The 19582-nt window shown below is 60.9% G+C and carries 27 protein-coding genes and 1 pseudogene; 19 read left to right on the top strand and 9 right to left on the bottom strand.

Annotated elements, in window-relative coordinates; translation table 11 throughout:
* From GRI97_RS15965 to GRI97_RS15955, 3 genes and pseudogenes are all read left to right on the top strand, one after another.
* Positions 1-414 (top strand): annotated as a pseudogene (locus GRI97_RS15965) (integrase); the annotation flags it as partial.
* A 31-nt stretch (positions 415-445) separates the two neighbouring features.
* The gene (locus tag GRI97_RS15960) at positions 446-1261 is read left to right on the top strand and encodes a helix-turn-helix domain-containing protein (RefSeq protein WP_161392185.1); all 816 of its coding nucleotides are present in this window, start codon (positions 446-448) and stop codon (positions 1259-1261) included.
* Between the two features lie 613 nt (positions 1262-1874).
* Complete coding sequence (locus tag GRI97_RS15955) at positions 1875-2144, top strand: DUF2171 domain-containing protein (RefSeq protein WP_161392184.1); 270 nt, start codon at positions 1875-1877, stop codon at positions 2142-2144.
* A 90-nt stretch (positions 2145-2234) separates the two neighbouring features.
* Here GRI97_RS15955 and GRI97_RS15950 read toward each other — a convergent pair whose 3' ends face one another.
* The 9 genes from GRI97_RS15950 to GRI97_RS15915 form a co-directional block, all read right to left on the bottom strand.
* Complete coding sequence (locus tag GRI97_RS15950) at positions 2235-2453, bottom strand: hypothetical protein (protein ID WP_161392183.1); 219 nt, start codon at positions 2451-2453, stop codon at positions 2235-2237.
* Between the two features lie 63 nt (positions 2454-2516).
* The gene (locus GRI97_RS15945) at positions 2517-2705 is read right to left on the bottom strand and encodes a DUF465 domain-containing protein (RefSeq protein ID WP_161392182.1); all 189 of its coding nucleotides are present in this window, start codon (positions 2703-2705) and stop codon (positions 2517-2519) included.
* 80 nt (positions 2706-2785) lie between these two features.
* Positions 2786-3265: an Hsp20 family protein gene (locus GRI97_RS15940; RefSeq protein WP_161392230.1), complete on the bottom strand. Its 480-nt coding sequence runs from the start codon at positions 3263-3265 to the stop codon at positions 2786-2788.
* Positions 3266-3578: 313 nt separating this feature from the next.
* Positions 3579-3791 carry a cold shock domain-containing protein gene (locus GRI97_RS15935; protein ID WP_161392181.1) on the bottom strand — a complete coding sequence of 71 codons (213 nt, stop codon included), beginning with the start codon at positions 3789-3791 and terminating at the stop codon, positions 3579-3581.
* 66 nt (positions 3792-3857) lie between these two features.
* Positions 3858-4139: a hypothetical protein gene (locus GRI97_RS18710; protein ID WP_235917900.1), complete on the bottom strand. Its 282-nt coding sequence runs from the start codon at positions 4137-4139 to the stop codon at positions 3858-3860.
* 296 nt (positions 4140-4435) lie between these two features.
* Positions 4436-4687 carry a DUF6894 family protein gene (locus tag GRI97_RS18990; RefSeq protein WP_377019678.1) on the bottom strand — a complete coding sequence of 84 codons (252 nt, stop codon included), beginning with the start codon at positions 4685-4687 and terminating at the stop codon, positions 4436-4438.
* Positions 4688-4707: 20 nt separating this feature from the next.
* Positions 4708-4947, bottom strand: coding sequence for a hypothetical protein (locus GRI97_RS15925; protein ID WP_161392180.1), 240 nt, complete (start codon positions 4945-4947; stop codon positions 4708-4710).
* Positions 4948-5100: 153 nt separating this feature from the next.
* Positions 5101-6123, bottom strand: a complete 1023-nt coding sequence (locus GRI97_RS15920) for a phage portal protein (protein ID WP_161392179.1) — start codon at positions 6121-6123, stop codon at positions 5101-5103.
* On the bottom strand, positions 6120-7994 hold the full coding sequence (locus GRI97_RS15915; RefSeq protein WP_161392178.1) for a terminase large subunit domain-containing protein: 1875 nt from the start codon (positions 7992-7994) through the stop codon (positions 6120-6122). The genes GRI97_RS15920 and GRI97_RS15915 overlap by 4 nt, the downstream gene beginning before the upstream one ends.
* Before the next feature lie 159 nt (positions 7995-8153).
* On the opposite strand from GRI97_RS15915, the gene GRI97_RS15910 reads away from it, so the two are divergent.
* The 16 genes from GRI97_RS15910 to GRI97_RS15830 all read left to right on the top strand — a co-directional run bounded on the left by GRI97_RS15910 (position 8154) and on the right by GRI97_RS15830 (position 19581).
* On the top strand, positions 8154-8972 hold the full coding sequence (locus GRI97_RS15910) for a GPO family capsid scaffolding protein (RefSeq protein ID WP_202392792.1): 819 nt from the start codon (positions 8154-8156) through the stop codon (positions 8970-8972).
* A 63-nt stretch (positions 8973-9035) separates the two neighbouring features.
* Entirely contained in the window at positions 9036-10118 is a 1083-nt protein-coding gene (locus tag GRI97_RS15905; RefSeq protein ID WP_161392176.1) for a phage major capsid protein, P2 family, read from the top strand.
* A 49-nt stretch (positions 10119-10167) separates the two neighbouring features.
* Entirely contained in the window at positions 10168-10962 is a 795-nt protein-coding gene (locus GRI97_RS15900) for a phage terminase small subunit (RefSeq protein WP_161392175.1), read from the top strand.
* Positions 10963-11072: 110 nt separating this feature from the next.
* Entirely contained in the window at positions 11073-11555 is a 483-nt protein-coding gene (locus GRI97_RS15895) for a head completion/stabilization protein (RefSeq protein WP_161392174.1), read from the top strand.
* Positions 11555-11782, top strand: a complete 228-nt coding sequence (locus GRI97_RS15890) for a tail protein X (RefSeq protein ID WP_161392173.1) — start codon at positions 11555-11557, stop codon at positions 11780-11782. Before GRI97_RS15895 ends, GRI97_RS15890 begins: the two co-directional genes overlap by 1 nt.
* A 1-nt stretch (position 11783) precedes the next feature.
* Complete coding sequence (locus tag GRI97_RS15885; protein ID WP_161392172.1) at positions 11784-12131, top strand: hypothetical protein; 348 nt, start codon at positions 11784-11786, stop codon at positions 12129-12131.
* A gap of 4 nt (positions 12132-12135) precedes the next feature.
* Positions 12136-12588, top strand: coding sequence for a D-Ala-D-Ala carboxypeptidase family metallohydrolase (locus tag GRI97_RS15880; protein WP_161392171.1), 453 nt, complete (start codon positions 12136-12138; stop codon positions 12586-12588).
* The gene (locus GRI97_RS15875) at positions 12585-12977 is read left to right on the top strand and encodes a hypothetical protein (protein WP_161392170.1); all 393 of its coding nucleotides are present in this window, start codon (positions 12585-12587) and stop codon (positions 12975-12977) included. The genes GRI97_RS15880 and GRI97_RS15875 overlap by 4 nt, the downstream gene beginning before the upstream one ends.
* A 10-nt stretch (positions 12978-12987) precedes the next feature.
* On the top strand, positions 12988-13110 hold the full coding sequence (locus GRI97_RS18840; RefSeq protein ID WP_268891211.1) for a hypothetical protein: 123 nt from the start codon (positions 12988-12990) through the stop codon (positions 13108-13110).
* On the top strand, positions 13110-13586 hold the full coding sequence (locus GRI97_RS15865) for a phage tail protein (protein WP_161392169.1): 477 nt from the start codon (positions 13110-13112) through the stop codon (positions 13584-13586). The genes GRI97_RS18840 and GRI97_RS15865 overlap by 1 nt, the downstream gene beginning before the upstream one ends.
* Complete coding sequence (locus GRI97_RS15860) at positions 13586-14260, top strand: phage virion morphogenesis protein (protein ID WP_161392168.1); 675 nt, start codon at positions 13586-13588, stop codon at positions 14258-14260. Before GRI97_RS15865 ends, GRI97_RS15860 begins: the two co-directional genes overlap by 1 nt.
* A 225-nt stretch (positions 14261-14485) precedes the next feature.
* Complete coding sequence (locus GRI97_RS15855; protein ID WP_161392167.1) at positions 14486-14707, top strand: hypothetical protein; 222 nt, start codon at positions 14486-14488, stop codon at positions 14705-14707.
* Positions 14708-15249: 542 nt separating this feature from the next.
* Positions 15250-15921: a hypothetical protein gene (locus GRI97_RS15845; RefSeq protein WP_161392166.1), complete on the top strand. Its 672-nt coding sequence runs from the start codon at positions 15250-15252 to the stop codon at positions 15919-15921.
* A 932-nt stretch (positions 15922-16853) separates the two neighbouring features.
* Positions 16854-17849 carry a baseplate assembly protein gene (locus GRI97_RS15840; protein ID WP_161392165.1) on the top strand — a complete coding sequence of 332 codons (996 nt, stop codon included), beginning with the start codon at positions 16854-16856 and terminating at the stop codon, positions 17847-17849.
* On the top strand, positions 17846-18490 hold the full coding sequence (locus GRI97_RS15835; RefSeq protein ID WP_161392164.1) for a phage tail protein I: 645 nt from the start codon (positions 17846-17848) through the stop codon (positions 18488-18490). Before GRI97_RS15840 ends, GRI97_RS15835 begins: the two co-directional genes overlap by 4 nt.
* On the top strand, positions 18490-19581 hold the full coding sequence (locus GRI97_RS15830) for a gp53-like domain-containing protein (protein ID WP_161392163.1): 1092 nt from the start codon (positions 18490-18492) through the stop codon (positions 19579-19581). The genes GRI97_RS15835 and GRI97_RS15830 overlap by 1 nt, the downstream gene beginning before the upstream one ends.
* The last annotated feature ends 1 nt before the right edge of the window (position 19582 follow it).

The following is a 19582-nucleotide window of genomic DNA, read 5'->3' as shown; positions in this document are numbered from 1 at the left end:
TTCGACTTCATGCTGCCGCTCTCGCGTCAGGCGGTGGAAGTGCTGCAGGCAGCCAAGGCGTTCAATCCCTACAGCCGCCTCGTCTTTCCCAGCCAGCGGCACGTGCACAAGCCGCTCAGCGAGAATGCGGTAGGCTATCTCTACAACCGGCTGATTGCCCACGGCCGCCATGTGCCGCATGGCTGGCGCTCGACCTTCTCGACGGTCATGAACGAACGCGCCCAGGCGCAAGGCTTGGCCGGCGATCGGGCAATCATCGATCTGATGCTGGCCCATATCCCCGAAGGTGTGGAGGCGAGCTACAACCGGGCAGCCTACATGCCGCGCCGGCGCGAGATCGCGCAGGAATGGGCCGATTTGCTGCTGGCGGATATGCCGCCGGCCATGGCGCTGCTAGAAGGCCCGCGCCGCTAGAGCAGCGCACAGTCACAGAGGGAGGCGCGGCATGAACGCGCCCTCCCCTGCGGCATCCTTTACCGTCTCGCGCGATCGCAGCGCAACCTGGCGCAAGAGCTATGACGTCGATGACCCGCGCGCGCAGGTCTCGGCAATCCACTGGGAGCCGAGCGCGAAGAACGAAAACGCGCTGAAGTTCTTCGACGTGTTCACCCGTACTGTGGTGCGATACTCGGATCACATCCGGGAAGCGGGCAAGCAGCTGCCGATCTCGATGAACGCCCGGGCGGTGCTCGAAGCACTGTTCAGCGTGATGGATGGCAAAAGCGGCCGCTGCGATCCGTGCCTCGATACGATCGCCAAACGCAGCAGGCTCTCTCGGCGCACTGTGGTGCGCCAGCTGGAGGCGTTGCGCCGGCAGAAGATCGTTGATTGGGTGCGCCGGACGGTCAAGACCGGTAACGCCAAGGGCGAAGGCCCGCAGCGCCAGCAGACGAGCAATTCCTATTTCATCGACCTGGCCGGTCTTCCGATCGAGATCCTGCGTACGCTGCGGCAGAAGCTGGGCGACAAGCTGCGCGAGACAGCCAGGCGCATGACAGGCTCAGGCGCCGTTCCCAATCGCATGGCGATCAAGGCCGAACGGCTGCTCAAGGGCGTCACAGGCGCGCTGTCGGCGAAGGGCTCCGCCAACCAGGTCAATCGTCGCGCGCTCGCTGGCGCTTCGGCAGCGGCGCGTATCGAGCATATGTACGGCGGTGATGTCGAAGCCATGCGCCAGCACATGGCGATGCTCGAGGGCTCTGATGGTCAGAGTGCGAGTGCCAGACTGGCATTGTACCCCCTGCTCAGAACTAAAGGATAAAAGGACTGAGGACGCTTTGCGCCCTCAGGCTCTGATTTGTTTCTGACCCCCGGCCGAAATGACGGCACTTCTCCTCCGCGAGGCACCAGTTGGCGCCGTCGCGCAGGGGCGGCTGCGCCGCCCCGGGGTGTCCAGGGGGCCAGGAGCAAGGGCCGTGCCAAGCGACGGGCGTGGTGTACGCTGAGAGCTCGCGCAAAGGGGGCTTCAGCTGCATCATACCGCATCAGCGGTCGGCGGCCGTTTTTTGCTATTCGCTTACGGGACCAGCCGGCCAGCGCGTCGGCCCGAGATCTGCATCAAACCCCACATATTAAGTGCGCGGGCGAGGCGGGGGGATAAGCGCGCGCTGAGGGGTGGCGGAAGCAAGATTTCAAAAATTCAGGAAAAATACAAATTTTATGAACGTAATTTTATTACAAGAAATTAAAACTATCTTTTATGAATAAAGTTTCAATTCCGTGAAATTAAATGTCGCAGCAGTGATGCTCTATAAGACTGGGAAACCAAGCCCTATTGCACTGCCTATCCGGTAACTCAGTCGACTGGTCTCATCCTTCGTCACCAAAATTCGCCAGTGGACGTTAGGAGTGGTAGCCAAGTTTGGAGAACGGTCATGACGAATATTCTGGATTCCGTGAAGGAGCATATGGAAATCATCGGTGCTGACGGAGTGCACGTCGGAACTGTCGACCGCGTCGAAAGCGGCCGGATAAAAATGACGAAACCGGACAGCGGCTCCCACTCTGCTCATCATCACTACATTCCAGGCGGCCTAGTGTCCGATGTGGACGGCAACATCGTCACTTTGTCTGCCGAAGGCAGCGCCGCCATTCTTTTTGAAGAAGAGGAAGGTGGAGAAGCAATCAGCGATAACAAGGACTAAGGTGGGCGCTCTTAGCGCACCTCCTCATCAACAGGTGGTGAAGCGCCGCCAGGGCAAAGTCATTTGCGCTGGCGGCGTCAAAATTATGCCTCAATGATGATCGGGATTGTCCAGCTTTTTCAGGGCAGAAAGTACATCATCGAGTGGGATGGGTTCGTCAAAGCTATCTGGCTTTCTCAGATGCGGATAATCGGGGACCGCAGCCCGATCCGATGCCCAAGAGGCAAGGATCGCTCGTTTCACTTCAGGTTCAAGCTGAGGATGTTCCGCAACTTGGTGTGGATAGGTATGAGATAAGGATCGCGACATTTCGTCCTCCTTTCATGCGATTATTCGATCACATCGCTTACGCGCTCGCAAGCTCTGCTCGCATCAGGCTGCCTTGCTCATCTGCTGCGTTCCCTCCTGCACCATTGCCATCAGGTCTTTGACAGCCAGCTTCATCTTCTTCAGGCGCTTCACCTGCATCTGGTCAGGGCAGGTACGAGACAACTCCTCTTCCAGTTCTCCTTCAAGACGCGCATGCTCGCGCCGCAGGCGCTCGATGTAATTGTCAGACACTTCTCACTCCATGCAAAACGATTAGATGCAGGAAGGTCCGCCGGGCCATCGCTCGGCATCGGCGGACCAAATTGCAAGGATCAGGCCGCGTCGCGGACCTGCTCCCTATGCTGTTCGATTTGATGGTTGGCCTGTGGCCCGCTTGCGATCTCTACGCGCCGCGGCTTCATAGCCTCCGGCACCACGCGCTTCAATTCGATGGTCAGCAGACCATTCTCGAAGGTCGCGTTGCCGGCTTCAATGAAATCCGCCAATTGGAAACGACGCTGGAAAGCATTCGTAGCGATGCCACGATGCAGATAGTCGCCCTGGGCTTCGGCCTCTGCGCGCTTGCCTGACACAGTCAGCGAATTCTGCTGAACGACAATTTCGATGTTCTCAGGACGAAAGCCGGCGACAGCAAGTGTAACGCGATAGCTGTCCTCGCCTTCCTTCAAAATGTCGAAAGGTGGGTAGCTCTCGGCAGCATCGCCGCGCATGCCCGTTTCCAGCAGATCGAAGAAGCGATCAAACCCGACCATGGAGCGCCGATACGGCGCAAAATCAAAACTATGTCTCATTTCCAAATCCTCCATATGAGCAATTCGGACGTGAGATGCACCGGAACCAAGAGCCGGTGCCCTCTATGTCCCACCGGACCCGACGAGGCGCCCGGCAGGTCAAAATTTATTGAAACCGCTAGCGCCTTTCAAGGGGTCTCGAAGCAAAATTTGATGCTGCTGGTGACATCGTATACGAGCGGTATTCGCTGCTCATTGTCCGGAGCAAAGCCACGTCCGGACGGCCAACCCGTTGTTCCTAGAGATCCAACCTCTCATGCGTCGAGATAGGGCCTTCTCTCGGAGGAATTCAATTGCCTCATGTTTCGCCACGTCATTCGTCAGCAATCAGACTTGTGGCCTTCATTGTCCCGTCGTCATGCCGTTCAATCTCGTAGGTAAGCCGCTGGTCAACGGATAATTCGCTCATTCCTGCCGCCCGCACAGCTTCGATAGCGACGCCTATGGGCGCAGACCCGTCATCCGGTTTGATTACCCCTATGCCCGTTTCCGCGCTGAAACTCTGCACTATGCCCGTGTGGATCATGATAACACCCGTGTGTGGAAATTGAGCTGAAGAGACGCAGTTAGTTCTGCTTCCTGGCGCGCGAACCTATTGGCCTGCGGGGACCGGGATCCCCCCAACGTTCGGTAAATCTGGCGAAGAAGGTTGGATGCTACGTCCCAAAGTCCAGTTTTTTGTCATTCGGACGGTGGGGTTAGGCGCGCACCAGATTTCGCCTCCTTCATCCAATGCTGTTACCCAAACAAGATTGTGCTCCTGACTGTAATCGATAACGCCAATGGCATAACCACTACCCTTTTCTAAAATGTAGACAGGAATGGGCGGATTGAGTTGGGTAAACACGACCGCGCTCCTTGACCTGCAGATCATCAGACCGTCTGCGATGCGCAATCCTAAACCAGTGGTAAGCGATAAAGTTTCGCAGCTAACAGAGGCAGAGGACCATTCCGCATCCGGATCTCACTTATACAAGCAGAAAATGGGAGTAACCTCCGATAGCAGCCCGCTGATTGTGCGCATGATCAAGGCGAGCCCGGCGATCTGGGACGCCGGGCTCTAAGACGGATAGAGCGCTCTAACAGGGGAGTTGGGGTGACTATCCGGCCTGTTGTAAAGATTGTCAGGCTCCCTGAACAAGTCAACATGCCATCGATTAGATGAGCGCTTCATCGCCCGGTGAATTTGGTTGAAGCAGCCTTCAGCGCACAGACTTGAACCACATAGAGGGTTAGCCCGCGCTCGTCCGAAACTTCTATCTGGCAATCGCCATCATCCCAGACGCTCGTGGGATTGTCGCATAGCATCTGGCCGAGCGTCTTAACCGCTTCAGTCCGAGCAGCTACTGTACCGGAAAGGTCAAACTCCACACTGAAAAATTGTTGGTCGCCAGATCGTATTTGAAAACGATAGAGGGGCACAACTCTGAGGCCTTATGTTGTCAATGCAAGAGCGAGCGGGGCGGCTGCATCATCTGTCGACGCGCAGTTGAACCGTCGGTGATATGCATCGTACCGCGCTCATTGATGCGGATTTTGCAAACAAATTTGTCCGGGTCGAATAGCTCGACCTCGGTAAACCCGAACTGTTCAATCAGCGCCAACACCTCAAGCAGAGGGATGTCGTGAAACTTCATCGGTGCTGTCTGTGGCTCGATGGGAAAAATCTTGAAATAATTCATGGTTCACCTGAAAAAGAAGGGGGCGTGCGCGGTAGGCCGCTGACCCTGTCTCGCCGGAAGGCGTTTGGTTCTGACCAGGTGACAACAATTAGCCAACGGAGCAGCAGCGAGGCTGTTCCGTTTGAAGTACAAAATATTCAATCATATGCCAATTTAGGGCCGCTCCCGGAATCGCACCACCTCAAGCCCCGCCATCTCGTTCAGCTCAAGAAACACCGCCTGCAGCGGCTCGATCTCGAGCTCGAAAAACGCATCTGTCGCCTTGGTGACATCACCGAAGCCGCCGGCATTGGCCGGCACGATGCCGAGCAGCTGCGGCGGGACGCGGTGGGCGGCGAGCACGTCATCGCGGGTGGTGTTCTTGATGCCGAGAAATTCGTCGTTGGCGCCGACCTGGGCGATGGGCAGCAGCTTGATGCCGTTCTCCTTGCCGTTGGGCGAGTGGACGAACAGGTTGCGGAAATTGCCTGGTCCCTTTGACCGCTTTAGCGCCTCGCGCATCTTGTCGACATCGCCATCGGCAAATTCGCCCGTGGCATAGAGGATGTAGCCGGCGTGGCTGCCGTTCTCAAAATAGCGACGGCGGAACAGGGTGGCGTTTTCATTGAGCAGGGCTGACTGCAGCGCGGAGAGATATTCCGGCACGCCGTAGATTTCCTGGTTGATGTCAGCCGCGCGCAGCTGGTGGACGGCGCCAAGGTCGAACGCCACCTCGTCCTTGTGGTTGGGCACCCACCAGAAGCGGCCAGTCTCGAGCCCCCGACGGGTGTATTTGGCCAGGCTATGCTCGAGCCGCAGCACGCCGCCCAGGCGGTTGCGGATCTCCTGCACATAGCAGTCCCCGAACACCAGATAGTCGAGCACCATGGCGGCAAAGGCGCTGCGGCCGAGCATGGGCGAAGGCACGAAGCTGGCGGCCAGCATATTGCGCTTGAGAATGATCGCACTGGAATGGTGTGGCGAGGCCTTGAACGCCCGGGCCAGCCCGTCACGCGAGAGCGGCGGCTCATACCAGCGGCCGTTGTCGTAGCATTCGAGCATATCCATCATCGTCGCGCGTGACAGCACAGGTTCCGGATCGCCGAAGGTGAAGGCCTCTACCGCCTGCCTCGCGCCATTGTCATTTGCGGCCAGCTGGGCAGGCTGCCGGCGGCTCTTGCGGCGGGGCTTGGTCATTCGAGGATCTCCAGTGTGCCCGTCGGCCTGGCTTTGCCGTCGAGCGGTTCATTCATGAGGATGTGCATGGTCGACCAGGCCAGATCGGCATGGCCATCATTGCCGCCGCGCCCAGCCTTGAAGGTGACGTTGCGGCCGCTGGTGGTCAGGGTTTTCTTGATCGACACAAAGGCCGAGACGATATCGAGGTAGGAGGCATCGAAGGCGAGCCGGCCGCGCCGGATCACGTTCTGCGCCTTCATGATCATCTGCGCCTTGAGCTCTAGGCTGTACTCGATCTTGGCGACCGAACAGCCGGGCATGGCGCCGAGTTTGGCCAGCAGCTGATAGACGCCGGCGCCGACGCCCTTGGCGTCGATACCGAGATAGGTGCAGCTGTAGCGGCTCAGCACCGAGCGGATGAACTCGGCCTGCTGCTCGAAGTCGAGCCCGCGCAGCTGGTGACGCTCGAGGATCCGGAACTTGCCGCCCTCGCTGGTCGGCGGGGCGCAGATCACCAGCGCGGCATTGTCGCCGTTCTCGGATTCCTGCGGATCATAGCCGGCCCAGACCGGGCGGTTGCCATAGGGACGGGCCGCTTCAAGGTCGAAGTCGGTCCACTCAACCAGGCTGTCGCAGCCGCAGGCGACCATGTCGTTGAAGCGGAAGGCCGAGAGCGTATCATCGACAAATTCGCACAGGAACAGATTGGCAAATTCGTCAGGCGCATATTCGTCGCGCAGCTCGTCAATGTCGAACAGGTCGCAGCCGCCAGCCTCGGCATCGAGCACGGTGACGATATGGCGCCAGATCCGGTCCGGACCCTCGCTGCCCAGGGCCAGCGCTGCATGGCTGACGTCGATATCGACGCGCTCTTCCTTGCGCCGGCGCCGGTTGCGGCGCTCGCCGGTCCAATAGGGATAGGCCGGATGGGCGATGGTGCTGGGGGTGGAGAAGTAGGTTTTGCGCCACTTCTTGTGCGTCGCCATGCCCGAGGCGACCTTGTTGAGCTCCTCAAAGCTGTGAACCCAGAAGAATTCATCAAAAAAGAAATTGCCGTGCCGGCCCTGGGCGGTGCGGAAATTGGTGCCCAGAAAATGCAGCTCGGCCGCCGCCTCCTCAGCCGGCCGCAGGTCCGATGTGATCAGCATCGGATCGCCGGTCAGGGCGACGCCGACCAGCTTGGCGAAGCTGACGATGTAGGAACGGAACTGATGGGCCTGCGCCTTGGAGGCGGAGAGGAAGATCTGGTTGCGGCCGCTCTCGATCGCATCGATCAGCGCTTCGAAGGCAAAATAGTAGGTCGCGCCGATCTGGCGCGACTTGAGGATCATCCGCGTGCGGCGGCTCGCATTGTCCCACCACAGCTGCTGATAGTCGTAGAGCCCTTCGAGGAAGATCCGCTTGAGCTCAGCCGCCTGGTCGGCGGTGAAGTGATTCTTCTTCGCCTTCTTGCGCGGTCCGCCGGCGTTGCGGTTGTTGACCTTCTCGTTGAGATCGCCGGCATGGCCGCCCGGCTCCTGATAGCGGCGGACGCGGGCGAGGCTTTCGATCTGGCGCGAGAGCGCGTCCATCTCGACCAGATCGCCGCTGGTTTTCTTTTCCTTGGCGATCAGGGTGAGGAGACGGATCTCCAGCCCGTCCTCGATCCTGGCGATCGAGGGCGCCTCGTCCCATTTGTCGCGCTGTTTCCAGCTTTCGATTGTCGCACGCGGGATGGGTTTGCCGTTGTCGTTGGCCACGCCGTGGAGGGCGAACTCGTCGGCAATCTGGGTGATGCCCCAGCCCCGCCAATAGAGGCTGCGGGCATGGCGACGCGGATCGAACTGCCAACGGGCAGCAGGCGCGCCGGGCTGGGGTATGCCGGGCAATTGGGGGAGAATGGAGGCCATAGCGCCGGACCATGCCCAGCGCCGGGCGCTCAAACAGGCCTGCGCATTGGGCCTGCGCCCTGTCCCAGTGCCTCCCCTTGAGACTGGCGCAAAATCAGACCCTTTTCGGTCCCATCACAGCCGGCGCGCGCCGGGCAACCAATGGAACCGGAACCGACCATGGCCAAGAGCAAATTTTTCTGCATCGCTGTCGAAGGCGCAACCGTCGATGGGCGCGAGATCAAGCGCGAATGGCTCGAGCAGATGGCCGCCAGCTACGATCCCAAAACCTACACCGCCAGGATCAATTGCGAACACATTGCCGGCTATAGCCCGGATGCTCCCTTCAACGCCTATGGTTCGGTCCTGGCGCTCAAGACCGACACGGTCGAACTGAACATCAATGGCGAGATGAAGTCGCTGCTGGGTCTGTTCGCCGAGATCGAGCCGAATGCGCAGCTGATCGAGATGACGAAGAACGATCAGAAGATCTTCACCAGCTGCGAGATCAATCCCAACTTCGTGGGCGAGGGTAAAGCCTATCTGGTGGGCCTGGCCGCAACCGATGGTCCGGCATCGCTCGGCACCGATCGTCTCAAGTTTGCCGCGATGGCCCGCCCCAATGTGTTCACCCCGGCCTTTTCCACTGCGATCGATGTGGTGGCAGAGGTGGACCAGGGCGGCATTGCCGACGCGATCCGCTCGGGCTTTGCCGGCATGGCTGCGATGTTCTCACGTCAGGACGACAAGCCCAAGGATCCGGTTACCCCGCCGCCGGCCGCCGCTAATGACAACAGCTTCGATATTGCCGCCTTCAGTGCTGCGATCGGGCAGCAGGTAGCAGCAGCTGTGCAGCCTGCTCATGATGCCATCGCCGCAATCCGCGCCGACTTTACCGCGCTGCAGGGCAAGCTCGAAGCCACAGAGGATCCGCACAGCTTCCGCCGTCAGCCTGCCACCGGTGGCGGCGGCAATGCCGCGCATCTGACCGACTGCTGATCGGCGCTTTTTACACCCTGCCCAGGCCCGCCTCCGCCAGCCTTACTCCTTCAGGAGCATCCCATGCGTAACGAAACCCGCCTGCTGTTCACCTCGTATGTCAGCCAGATCGCGCTGCTCAATGCCGTCCCTTCGGCCGAGGTCAAATTCAACGTTGCCCCGGCCGTCGAACAGAAGCTGGAAGAAAACATCCAGGAATCGAGCGATTTCCTGCAGCAGATCAGCATGGTGCCCGTGCCCAATCAGACCGGTGACAAGGTCGGCATCGGCACTACGCGCCCACTGGCAGGCCGCACCAACACCGCCGCCGGCAACCGCCGCACGCCGACCGATCCGACCGGCACCAGCGACAATGGCACCTACACCTGCCGGCAGACCAATTTCGATCATGCGATCAAATATTCCAGGCTCGATGCCTGGCGTCACAAGCCCAACTTCCAGAAGCTGCTGCGCGATGCGATCCTCAAACAGCAGGGGCGCGACCGGATCATGATCGGCTTCAACGGCACCTCGGCCGCTCCGCAGACCGATCGCGCTGCCAATCCGCTGCTGCAGGACGTCAATGAAGGCTGGCTGCACAAAATCCGCACCCATGCACCGGAGCGCTGCCTCGATAATGGCGCGCTGACCGAAGGCGGCACCAAGGCGATCTACGTCTCGGCCGCCGGCGAAGTGGTCGATGGCGATGCAACCAATGTCGACACCGCCGATGCTGATTACGCCAATCTCGACGCGCTGGCCTTCGATGCGCTGGATCTGCTCGATCCCTGGCACCGCAGCGATACCGATCTGGTCGTGATCGTTGGCTGGAAGCTGGTGAAGGACAAATATCTGAACCTGCTGCAGGCCGCGGGCGATACGGCAACCGAGCGTGAAGCTGCGCATCGCATCCTCACGCTGCCCAAGCAGCTGGCGGGCAAGCGCGCGGTGATCGTGCCGTTCTTCCCCGAAAGTTCGCTGCTGATCACCAGCCTCGATAACCTCGCCATCTATTGGCAGGAAGAAACCCGCCGCCGGCAGATCAAGGACGAGCCCGCGCTCGACCAGATCGAAAACTACGAATCCGTCAATGAGGATTACGTGGTGGAAGATTACGGCCGCTGCTCGTTCGTCGAGAACATCAAGATGGGCAAGAAGCCGGCCTGACCGGCGCGCCCATCCCTCCCCTTCCGCTCCACCTGACAGGACACGCGCCATGAGCCTTGCTCGACGCCACAGGGACCGCATCCTTGCTGCCCAGACCGCCGCGTCCGCTCCCGATGGTGGAGCGGTTGTCGCCCCCGCTGCTGCTCCTCTCCCGGCAGCGGGGGCGCATTCTGCCCCCGCCAATGCGTCGCCCGCCGATACGGCGGCCCGCCAGATCGCTCTGCGCCTCACGCATGATCTGCGGCGGCTGAAAGAGATCCGTAGCATCGACAAGAAGATCGCGGCCAAGCGCGAGATGCTACCTGAATATGCCAGCTGGGTTGCTGGCCTGCTGCAGGCCGACGCCGGCGTTGGCGCCGGCATCGCGGCCGAGGTTGCGCCGACCATGATGGTCTGGCTGATCGACACCGGCGATTTTGACCAGGCGCTCACGATCGGCGAGTTCCTGCTGCGCCATCGGGTGGAAATGCCCTCGCGCTATCAGCGCGATGCAGCCACCGTCATTGCCGAGGAGATCGCCGAGGCCGCCCAGCGGCTGCAGAACGCCGGCCATGCCTTTGCGCTCGATGTGCTCGACCGCGCCTTCGAGCTGGTCGCCGATCGCGATATCCATGATCCGGTGATGGCCAAGCTGCACAAGGTGATCGGCATCGAGCAGCTGCGCGCCGCTGAAGATCTGCCGGCAGCCGACAGCGCCGCAGCGCTCGATGCCGCGCTCTTCAGCCTGAGCGAAGCCCAGCGCCTCAACGAACGCGTCGGGGTAAAGGACCGGATCAAGCGGACCAACAAATTGCGGGCAGCGATCACGCCGCCAACGACCAAACAGGGCGGCGCTGCCGCCTGACCACCTCGCCCCCGGCGCTCAGGGGCGGATCGCGCGATGCGGGAGGCCACAGGGCCGCAGGGCCGCACTCGAACCCGATCCTCACCCCTGCAGGAATCAAGGATCCGACCATGAGCTTTGTTGCCCTGCCGCCGGCATCCGCAGTCGATGCGCCGGAACCGGCCGAAACCATCATCACCAATGATGGCTTCTTCCCTGATATCGATCCCGCCGTACTCCGGGCTGAAGCGCGCATCCCGACCAGCATCACGGCTGCGCGGCTGCGCGCGGCGATCCTGGGCGCGCTGCTCACTTGTAGCATTGATCTGGTGGCGCTGCGCGCGGCATCGATCGCGGCGGGCCATGCCACTCTGGCCGATGTGCCGGCGCCGCAGCTGGACGGGCAAAGCGTGCAGATCCTGCGCTATCTGCGCGCCGTCAGTCTCCACGCCAAGGCCGAGCTGATCGAGCGGCACCGCGACTATGACACCACTGGCGCGGGCGCCGCCCAGGCGGACGAGCTCGGCACCTCGATCGAGGAACTGCGCCGCGATGCGCAGCACGCGCTGCGCGATCTGCAGGGCCGCAGCCGCACGACCGTGGATCTGATCTGATGGCCGCGCAGACCTTGACGGCAATGGCCGGCGACAAGCTCGATCTGCTGCTCTGGCGCGAGGCCGGCCTTGGCCCCGAACACATCGGGCCCGTGCTGGCCGCCAATCCCGGCCTTGCTGATCTGGGCGCGATTCTACCGCTGGGCACAAAAGTCATCGTGCCTGGCCGCGCGGCGAACACCGAAGAACCCCGCACCCTCCAACTCATCCAGCTGTGGAGCCTTTGATATGGATATCCGCGATTGCGCGATCGTCGCGCTCGATACCGCCGCCGGCCTGCTCGGCTCTCTCACGCCCTCGTTGATCGGTTCGGCCGTGGCCCAGGCCTTCAAGCCGGCGCTGCCTTGGGGCCAGCGCTTCCTGCAATGGCTGGTTGGCTCGGCCGTCAGCTATTACGCGACAACCGCGATCGTCGCGATCACCGACTGGGAAGGCTTTGTGCCCCAGTCGATCGCCTTTGCCATCGCCCTGCTGGCCTTCGATGCCACCCCGCGCGTGGCCCGCGCCGCGATCGATACGCTCGCCAGCCTGCCACCCCGCATCGCCGACCGCTTCCTGCCTCCCAAGAAGGACTGACCCCATGCGCCTGTCGCCGCATTTTACCCTGGCCGAGATGACCCGCTCGGATACGGCCGCCCGGCTCAATATCCGCAACGAGCCTGACGCCGATCAGATCGAGAGCCTGCGCACGCTGTGCGCCAAGGTGCTCGAGCCAGTGCGCGCCCACTTCGGCCGCCCGGTGCGCATCACCTCGGGCTTCCGCTCGCCGCGCCTGTGCGTTGCGATCGGCTCGGCCTCGACCAGCCAGCATGCGCGCGGCGAGGCGGCCGACTTCGAAGTTCCCGACGTGGACAATTTGCAGGTCGCGACCTTCATACGCGACAATCTGCGCTTCGATCAGCTGATCCTCGAAAACTACACGCGGGGCGATCCGAACTCGGGCTGGATTCACGTCAGCTATCGCGCCACCCGCTTTCGTCAGGACGTGCTGACCTATGCCCGGCGCAGCTACTTCAAGGGGCTGCTGGCATGAGCCGGCTGCAGCTGCTGCTGATCGCCGCGCTGCTGGTCATAGGCAGCGCGCTGGCCGGCTATTTGCGCGGCTTCGACGCGGGCCGCGACCACGAGCAGTCCGCGCTGGCCAAAGCCCGGGCAGAGCATGAGCGCGAACAGCGCGCGCTGCAGGCGAAAATCGATGCCGCCACCGCCCGCTACCAGTCCGCCGAATATGCCCGCCAGGGCAATGTCAGGGAGATTTATCGTGAAAGCCAATCGATCGTCGAGCGTCCGGTCTATCGCAATGTCTGCATTGATGCTGATGGCGTCAGCCTGCTCGACCGTGCAGCCGCAGCCGCTAACGGCGAGAATATCCCCGGCACTGCTGGTACCGCCCCCGAAGCTGCCGAAAGTACAACGCAATGATGCCGGCATCGTGAGCGGCGAGCAGGCGCATTATAGCCTGCTCGCGCTCTATGATATCGCCGGCCAGATCCGCGCCACGCTGATCGCCCTGCAGGCCGAGACGGCAATGGTTCAGGCTGGGAAGCCAGACTGATGCGCAAGCCTGACAGCCTGCGGCGCTGGCTCACCGCTGCTCTGCCGGATCTTCGCATTCACCCGGATCGGCTCGAGATCTGGGTGGACGCCGGCCGCATCGCCTCGCGCCAATCGCAGACCCTGTCGTTCGAATATCGCTACACGCTCAAATGCGGGATCTGGTCGTTCGCCGGTACCGCCGATCAGATCATGGTTCCGCTGCTCGCCTGGCTCGAGAAGGAACAGCCGCAGCTGCTGCGCAAGGCGGACAGCGAGCCGTTCTCCTTCGAAGCCGAACTGCTCGATAGCGATACCTCCGATGTGCTGATCAGCCTTGAACTGACCGAGGCGGTGATCGTCACGCCGAGCCAGCATGCCAGCGGCTTTGACATCACCCATCCCCCCGAACCGGACTATGGCCATGCCTATGACGGCATCGCCGCACGCTTCGCGGATCTGACGATCGGCGGCGCGCCTGCTACGGGCGAGGAATAATGGCGGACGAGCTCGCCGAGGTCGAACGCCTGGCCGGCGCCATCCTGCGCAATCTCTCCCCGGCTGAGCGCGGCAAAATCCTGCGCCGGATGGGCATCGCCCTGGCCGGCAGCCAGCGCCGCCGCATCGCCGCCCAGCGGGCGCCTGACGGCACGCCGTTCGAACCCCGCAAGGAAAAGCAGCAGGGCCTGCCTTCGCGCGGTGCCACCTGCTTCCTCTATCCGTCTGGTGGCCCCGGCGGATCGCGCCGCGTCATCATGAAGAGCTTCACCTGGGGCACCGGCCGGATGATGACGGGCTTCGATATAGAAACGGGCGCGATCCGCTCCTTCGACTTCGACAAGGTCATCAAGTGGCTGCCGGTGCCTGACGAGCACCGCAACACATCCACCGGCGGGCGCCTGCGCCGCCGCTCGAGCCTGCGGCGCAAGGCCATGTTCCGCCGCCTTGCCTCGGCCCGCTTCCTGCGTGCCGGCGTCGACGATCAGGGCATGTGGGTCGGCTTTACCGGCAAGGCCTCTCAAATCGCCGACATCCACCACAGCGGGCTGCGCGACAAGCCGTCGCTGCGGGGTAACGCCATCCGCTACCCAAAGCGCGAATTGCTGGGCGCGACACCGGACGATCGCGAGATGCTGCTCGATCTGCTTTTTGCGCATGTCGGCACGCCATAATTTGGATGAATGTCATCAACCATAATGCAAATATTTCTCCGGTGGAGAATTCTATTCTGCACATTTGCCATATTATTTTTCAACAGCGGTTGAAAATAAAATTATACGCCCTAAATCGTGAATAAGCCGAGCATATTTCCTGACAGATTTTTGCGGTCGAAAAATATAAACTGAGGATTATTAAAAATTTTTTTGATTGTCCAATTTCCTAAGGAGCGTCGCGATATGCAGTTATCACTCGACCAATGTCGCCAACAAGTGGCAATCCATCTGGATCGTGCTGCCAACGAAACCTTGGATAATGTCAGGCGAATTTCATTGCGAGCTGCGCAGGCATGGGAACGAGAAGCGGACTTGGCTGAAAAGCGGGATAAGCGCCGACAAGCCCTAATCCAATCGCGCGCCAAGCATGGCACTGCCTCCAATTTTGATGCAGTTGATACCTGAGAAGCGCCTAACGATGAGCTTTTAGTCGAATGTGTGTTAAGCCCGAAGTTTAGCTATTTATCGAGTAATCAGCGATATATTTTGAATTCCCGTCAGGCATCGAACCATCGAGCATTTGGCCGACCGCCCGGCCCAATGCCCTACTTAGCAATCTGACGCCGTCTCCCCCGACATGGCCCGGCCATGGCCGATGCAACCTTCACCGCTGTCGATCTGTCGCGCCTCGCGCCGCCGGATATCGTCGAACGCCTCGATTTCGAGACAGCGCACGCGTAGGCCTTGGCATGGTTTAAGGAGGCCTTCGCGACCACGATCCGACAGCCAAAACTTCTTAAGGGCAACGCGATCCGCTACTCCAAGCGTGAGCTGTTGGCGCAACGCCGGACGATCGCGAGATGCTGCTCGACCTGCTGTTCGCGCATGTGGCAAGCAACCTATAAATCGGCCAGCGGTCCAGTGCTGCGTTTTTTATACCGGTCCGGAGCGTTACAAGTTAGCACCGTCAACGAATCATCTGCCAATTTAGAGTAGGGTGCCCGCGCATGAATTTCATGCAGCTTTTACAGTCCCTCGATGAGCTCCTTTACGAGGTAATGAGTTGGCTGGTATTCTTTCCCATCACGCTCTGGCGGACCATCACTCGACCGCTTCAAACCATGGCATACGCCGATAGCGAACTATATGATAAATCTAGCGAACAGTATGCGGATGCGCTGACTCCTCCGCTTTTCCTGCTCATCGCGCTATTGCTATCGCATGCAATCGAGCTGGCCTCTACCGGCTATACCAACCCGATTGTGGCCAGCCAAAAAGGAATGGCTGCTTACATCGACAGCGATACAAAGCTTCTCATTCTCAGGATGATCATCTTTTCAATCATCCCGTTGACACTGGCAGTCGCATCATTGGTTGGGCGGGGGACAGCCATCACCCGCGAGAGTCTGCGCTCGCCGTTTTATGCCCAATGTTACCCTGCTGGCGCATTTGCATTGGCTATCGGGGTGGGAACCATTCTCGTACACGATGCGAGCGATTTGGTGTCGTGGTTTGGCGGCCTTCTGTTTTGCACCGCGTTGATCATGTATTTCGCCATTCAGTTTATTTGGCTTCGCCAGATCATGAGGCGTGGCAAGGTCATCACTGGATTATACGCTGCGACGTCGATCTTCGGCGGCTTTGTGATAGCAGTTTTGCTAGCTCTGTTGTTTGCGTAGATATAGTTTCATCGCTGACGATCTCAGTCTCAGCGATCGTCACTGGGGAGCAGTACTGATGCGCATGATATTAGCAATTTCGGCGTTTTCCATCTTGGCCAGCGTTACGGCGTCCGCCCAGGCTCCTCGGGGACTGGAAGATCTTGTGGGTGCTCGCGCTGCAGGTGCGGAAAATGCCATGCAGACGCGAGGGTATGTGAATGTGGGCGGCGAGACTGGCGATGACCGCGTTTGGACCTATTGGTGGAATGAACGAACGCGGACATGCGTAACAGTTTCCACAGTTGAGGGGCGATATGAAGCCATAACACCCTCGCCCGAGCCCGACTGCCAGCGATCTCGTCCCACGACGCTGCCTGCCTCACCCCCAGCCCAGCAAAGCCCGGATCATTGGTTTAGTTTGGGGCTGATTTGCTTTGGCGAGGGGCAGCGACCTACCTTGGGGACCAGTTACGGTTATACTTGGGACTCTGACAAAGGGCGCTACGTTTACGGTAATCGCACCGAATTGACCCGGCAGGATTTCGATGCCTCCGTTACAGTCCAGCTATGGGACGATGGAGGGCGGATTCTTTTGCCAAGCAAGCTAATCCCACCGATCCATTCGCGCGGAGATCATGGCTGGTGGGAACTCGATAACCTATCGAATGGGCACGACACCATCACTGCGGAATACCGTTTGAATGGCTTGAACAAGCCCCGGTTGGTCATTGACCGCAGATCTGGGCGGATCTCAATCCGAGGGACCGGCGACTACGCATTCAGTGGAACATGTGACTCAGTCGATAATCCACAAAGGCGGTTTTGAGCCATCTCCCACTGGGATCTGCAATTAAGCGCAACCCTGTTTGCGGCTTAAAGCATTGGGACACGGGTTAGTCCCAATGCCTCCTATAGCAATCTAAGGTAGCATCGCCCGACATGGCCACGCCATGGCCGATGCTACCTTCACCGCTGTCGATCTGTCGCGCCTCGCGCCGCCGGACATCGTCGAACGCCTCGATTTCGAGACAGCATACGCGCAGGCCGTCGCGCGCTTTAAGGCGGCCTATCCCGACCATGTGCTGCGCGACAGCGATCCGGCGGCCAAAGTGCTGCAGGACATTGCCTATCGCGCGATGCATCAGCGCCAGCGCGTCAATGACGCCACGCGCGCGGTCATGCCGGCATTCGCTGTCGGCGCGGATCTCGATCACATCGCAGCCATCGTGGGCGTCCGCCGGCTGACCATCACGCCGGCCGATCCAGCGAATGGGACGCCGGCAATTATGGAGAGCGATGACGATCTGCGCCGGCGCATGGTGCTGGCACCGGAAGGCTATTCGGTCGCCGGCCCGCGCGGCGCCTATGTCAGCCATGCCCTGTCCGCCGATGCCGATGTGCTCGATGCCGACGCGTATGGGCCCAAGCCGGCCGACATCCGCGCACTGGTGATGGCCATCCTCGCCGATCATGGTGCAGATACTGCCCTGACCCAAGCCATGGCCACCGCGCTCGACGCCGCCGACTGGCCGGGCGATGTGATCATCTCGCTGCTGGCGCGCAGCGGTACCGGGGAAGCCTCGCCAGCCCTGACCGACAGGATCGAGGCGTATCTTTCAGACGAGACGCGCCGTCCGTTGACCGATCATGTAATCGTCCGCTCGGCCGAGATCATCGACTATGCGATCGAGGCCACTATCTCCACCTTCACCGGTCCGGATGCCGCGATCGTGCTGGATGCGGCGCGGCGCCGGATCGAGGCCTATGTCGCCGACAGCCACCGCCTGGGGCGCGATATCACTCGATCAGGGATCTTCGCCGCGCTGCATACCGAAGGCGTGCATCAGGTCGTGCTGCACACCCCGGCTGACGACATCATCATTGCCCGGCATCAGGCACCTAACTGCAACGGCATTATGCTCACCCATACCGGCGTCGGCGAATGAGCAGCACAACCATCCTGCCGCCCGGCTCGACCCAGCTCGAGCGCGCGCTCGAACAGGTGGCAATCGAGATGCTCGATATTCCCGTGCCTGTGCGCTCGGTCTGGTCGGCCGATGATTGCCCGAATACGCATTTGCCCTGGCTCGCCTATGGCCTGTCGGTCGACAATTGGGCAGACGACTGGAGCGAACCTGTCCGCCGCGAGGCCATCCGTCAGGCGATCCCGCTTGCCCGCGTGAAGGGCACCCGCGCGGCCTTGCGCGCCGCTCTCGATCGCCACGATCCCGCGATCGCGATGCACGACTGGTTCGAGGCCGATCCCCCGCTGCCGCCGCACCATTTCCGGCTTGATCTGCCAATCGCGGCCGACAGCGACGTCGTCTATAATGAGCAGCTGGTCAGCCGGCTGTTGCGTGACATTGAATCTGTGAAGCCCGTCCGCAGCCATATGCAGGCGACCCAGCGGCTCAACACCGAGGTGGCCGGCTATCTGATGGGGGTGGCCAATCCCGGTGGCTTCATCCGCAGCAAGATGACGGCTGACACGGCATCCGCGCTCGATCCCATCTGGGACAGCTTTCTGCAGACCGAAAACGGCGAACCGCTGACGCTCGAGAGCGGTGCCATGCTGGAGCATGAATAATGGCGCTTGCGCTCAAGATCACCCGCGCCGGCCGTGACGCCCTGATCAATGCCGAGGACGGCACCACCGAACCGATCCAGATCGTCGCGGTCGGGCTGTCATCCGTGCCGTTCGTCATGGCGCCGACGATCGAGGCGCTTCCTGGGGAAATCAAGCGGCTCAACAGCATCGCCGGCCAGGCCATCGATCCGTTCACCATCCACATGTCCGCCCAGGACAGCAGCCCCGACGTTTATGATCTGACCGGGATCGGCTTCTACCTGGCCGATGGCACGCTGTTTGCGGTCTATTCCCAGGATGAACCGATCTTCCGCAAGGTCTCGATCGCCGTTTTCCTGATGGCCTTTGATGTTCGCTTCGAAAGCGAGATCGCCGGCGCCATCGAAATGGGCGATGCGACGTTTCTCTATCCGCCGGCCACCGAATTTGTGCAGGGCGTGGCCTATATCGCCACGCAGGCTCAGGTCGATGCCGGCGAGGAAGAGCGGGCGATCGTAACCCCGCGCACCATGGCGGTTCGTCTTGCCGCGCTGGTCGCCGGCATCAACGGCCAGATCGCCAACTTCACCGCTGCGATCGATGACACGATTGCCGGCTTCATCGCCTCAGTAAACGCCAGCCTGGCGGCCATCCGCGCTCGCACTATCACCGGTAGTGGTCTGGCCACGGGTGGAGGTGACCTGACCGCGAACCGGATCATCCATGTGCCGGCGGCCGGTGGCGCCGATATCGACGCTGGTACCGCCGCCGATCTGGCAGTCACGCCGGCATCGCTGCGCGCCACCTCGCGCTCGATGGGCAGCACCGGTTGGATCCGCAATGCTGATGGCACCATCGAGATGTGGGGCCGGGTAACGCCTTCCTACACAAGCGAAGGCGATTTCGCCGTCGCCTTTCCCACCTCATTTCCCACTGCCTGCGACAGCGTAATGCTGTGCGATCTGATCAGCAGCGCTTCTACCGGCGTCGATGCATGGACCCAGCTGATCAACAACAGCATCACGCAGAGCGGTTTTCGTGCCCAGGTCCAGGGCGGTTGGGGCGCATGGGCGGTGCCTGTGGGCATTGCCTGGCGGGCAAAGGGGCGCTGAC

The organism is Croceibacterium xixiisoli (genome assembly GCF_009827305.1).
Classification (GTDB): domain Bacteria; phylum Pseudomonadota; class Alphaproteobacteria; order Sphingomonadales; family Sphingomonadaceae; genus Croceibacterium_C; species Croceibacterium_C xixiisoli.
This window is presented reverse-complemented; position numbering and strand designations above follow the sequence as displayed.

Excerpts from the sequence above, each read along its gene's own strand:
- GRI97_RS15960 (WP_161392185.1), top strand. The coding sequence starts at position 446 with ATGAACGCGCCCTCCCCTGCGGCATCCTTTACCGTCTCGCGCGATCGC.
- GRI97_RS15955 (WP_161392184.1), top strand. The coding sequence starts at position 1,875 with ATGACGAATATTCTGGATTCCGTGAAGGAGCATATGGAAATCATCGGT.
- GRI97_RS15950 (WP_161392183.1), bottom strand. The coding sequence starts at position 2,453 with ATGTCGCGATCCTTATCTCATACCTATCCACACCAAGTTGCGGAACAT.
- GRI97_RS15940 (WP_161392230.1), bottom strand. The coding sequence starts at position 3,265 with ATGAGACATAGTTTTGATTTTGCGCCGTATCGGCGCTCCATGGTCGGG.
- GRI97_RS15935 (WP_161392181.1), bottom strand. The coding sequence starts at position 3,791 with ATGATCCACACGGGCATAGTGCAGAGTTTCAGCGCGGAAACGGGCATA.
- GRI97_RS18710 (WP_235917900.1), bottom strand. The coding sequence starts at position 4,139 with ATGATCTGCAGGTCAAGGAGCGCGGTCGTGTTTACCCAACTCAATCCG.
- GRI97_RS15925 (WP_161392180.1), bottom strand. The coding sequence starts at position 4,947 with ATGAATTATTTCAAGATTTTTCCCATCGAGCCACAGACAGCACCGATG.
- GRI97_RS15920 (WP_161392179.1), bottom strand. The coding sequence starts at position 6,123 with ATGACCAAGCCCCGCCGCAAGAGCCGCCGGCAGCCTGCCCAGCTGGCC.
- GRI97_RS15915 (WP_161392178.1), bottom strand. The coding sequence starts at position 7,994 with ATGGCCTCCATTCTCCCCCAATTGCCCGGCATACCCCAGCCCGGCGCG.
- GRI97_RS15910 (WP_202392792.1), top strand. The coding sequence starts at position 8,154 with ATGGCCAAGAGCAAATTTTTCTGCATCGCTGTCGAAGGCGCAACCGTC.
- GRI97_RS15905 (WP_161392176.1), top strand. The coding sequence starts at position 9,036 with ATGCGTAACGAAACCCGCCTGCTGTTCACCTCGTATGTCAGCCAGATC.
- GRI97_RS15900 (WP_161392175.1), top strand. The coding sequence starts at position 10,168 with ATGAGCCTTGCTCGACGCCACAGGGACCGCATCCTTGCTGCCCAGACC.
- GRI97_RS15895 (WP_161392174.1), top strand. The coding sequence starts at position 11,073 with ATGAGCTTTGTTGCCCTGCCGCCGGCATCCGCAGTCGATGCGCCGGAA.
- GRI97_RS15890 (WP_161392173.1), top strand. The coding sequence starts at position 11,555 with ATGGCCGCGCAGACCTTGACGGCAATGGCCGGCGACAAGCTCGATCTG.
- GRI97_RS15885 (WP_161392172.1), top strand. The coding sequence starts at position 11,784 with ATGGATATCCGCGATTGCGCGATCGTCGCGCTCGATACCGCCGCCGGC.
- GRI97_RS15880 (WP_161392171.1), top strand. The coding sequence starts at position 12,136 with ATGCGCCTGTCGCCGCATTTTACCCTGGCCGAGATGACCCGCTCGGAT.
- GRI97_RS15875 (WP_161392170.1), top strand. The coding sequence starts at position 12,585 with ATGAGCCGGCTGCAGCTGCTGCTGATCGCCGCGCTGCTGGTCATAGGC.
- GRI97_RS15865 (WP_161392169.1), top strand. The coding sequence starts at position 13,110 with ATGCGCAAGCCTGACAGCCTGCGGCGCTGGCTCACCGCTGCTCTGCCG.
- GRI97_RS15860 (WP_161392168.1), top strand. The coding sequence starts at position 13,586 with ATGGCGGACGAGCTCGCCGAGGTCGAACGCCTGGCCGGCGCCATCCTG.
- GRI97_RS15855 (WP_161392167.1), top strand. The coding sequence starts at position 14,486 with ATGCAGTTATCACTCGACCAATGTCGCCAACAAGTGGCAATCCATCTG.
- GRI97_RS15845 (WP_161392166.1), top strand. The coding sequence starts at position 15,250 with ATGAATTTCATGCAGCTTTTACAGTCCCTCGATGAGCTCCTTTACGAG.
- GRI97_RS15840 (WP_161392165.1), top strand. The coding sequence starts at position 16,854 with ATGGCCGATGCTACCTTCACCGCTGTCGATCTGTCGCGCCTCGCGCCG.
- GRI97_RS15835 (WP_161392164.1), top strand. The coding sequence starts at position 17,846 with ATGAGCAGCACAACCATCCTGCCGCCCGGCTCGACCCAGCTCGAGCGC.
- GRI97_RS15830 (WP_161392163.1), top strand. The coding sequence starts at position 18,490 with ATGGCGCTTGCGCTCAAGATCACCCGCGCCGGCCGTGACGCCCTGATC.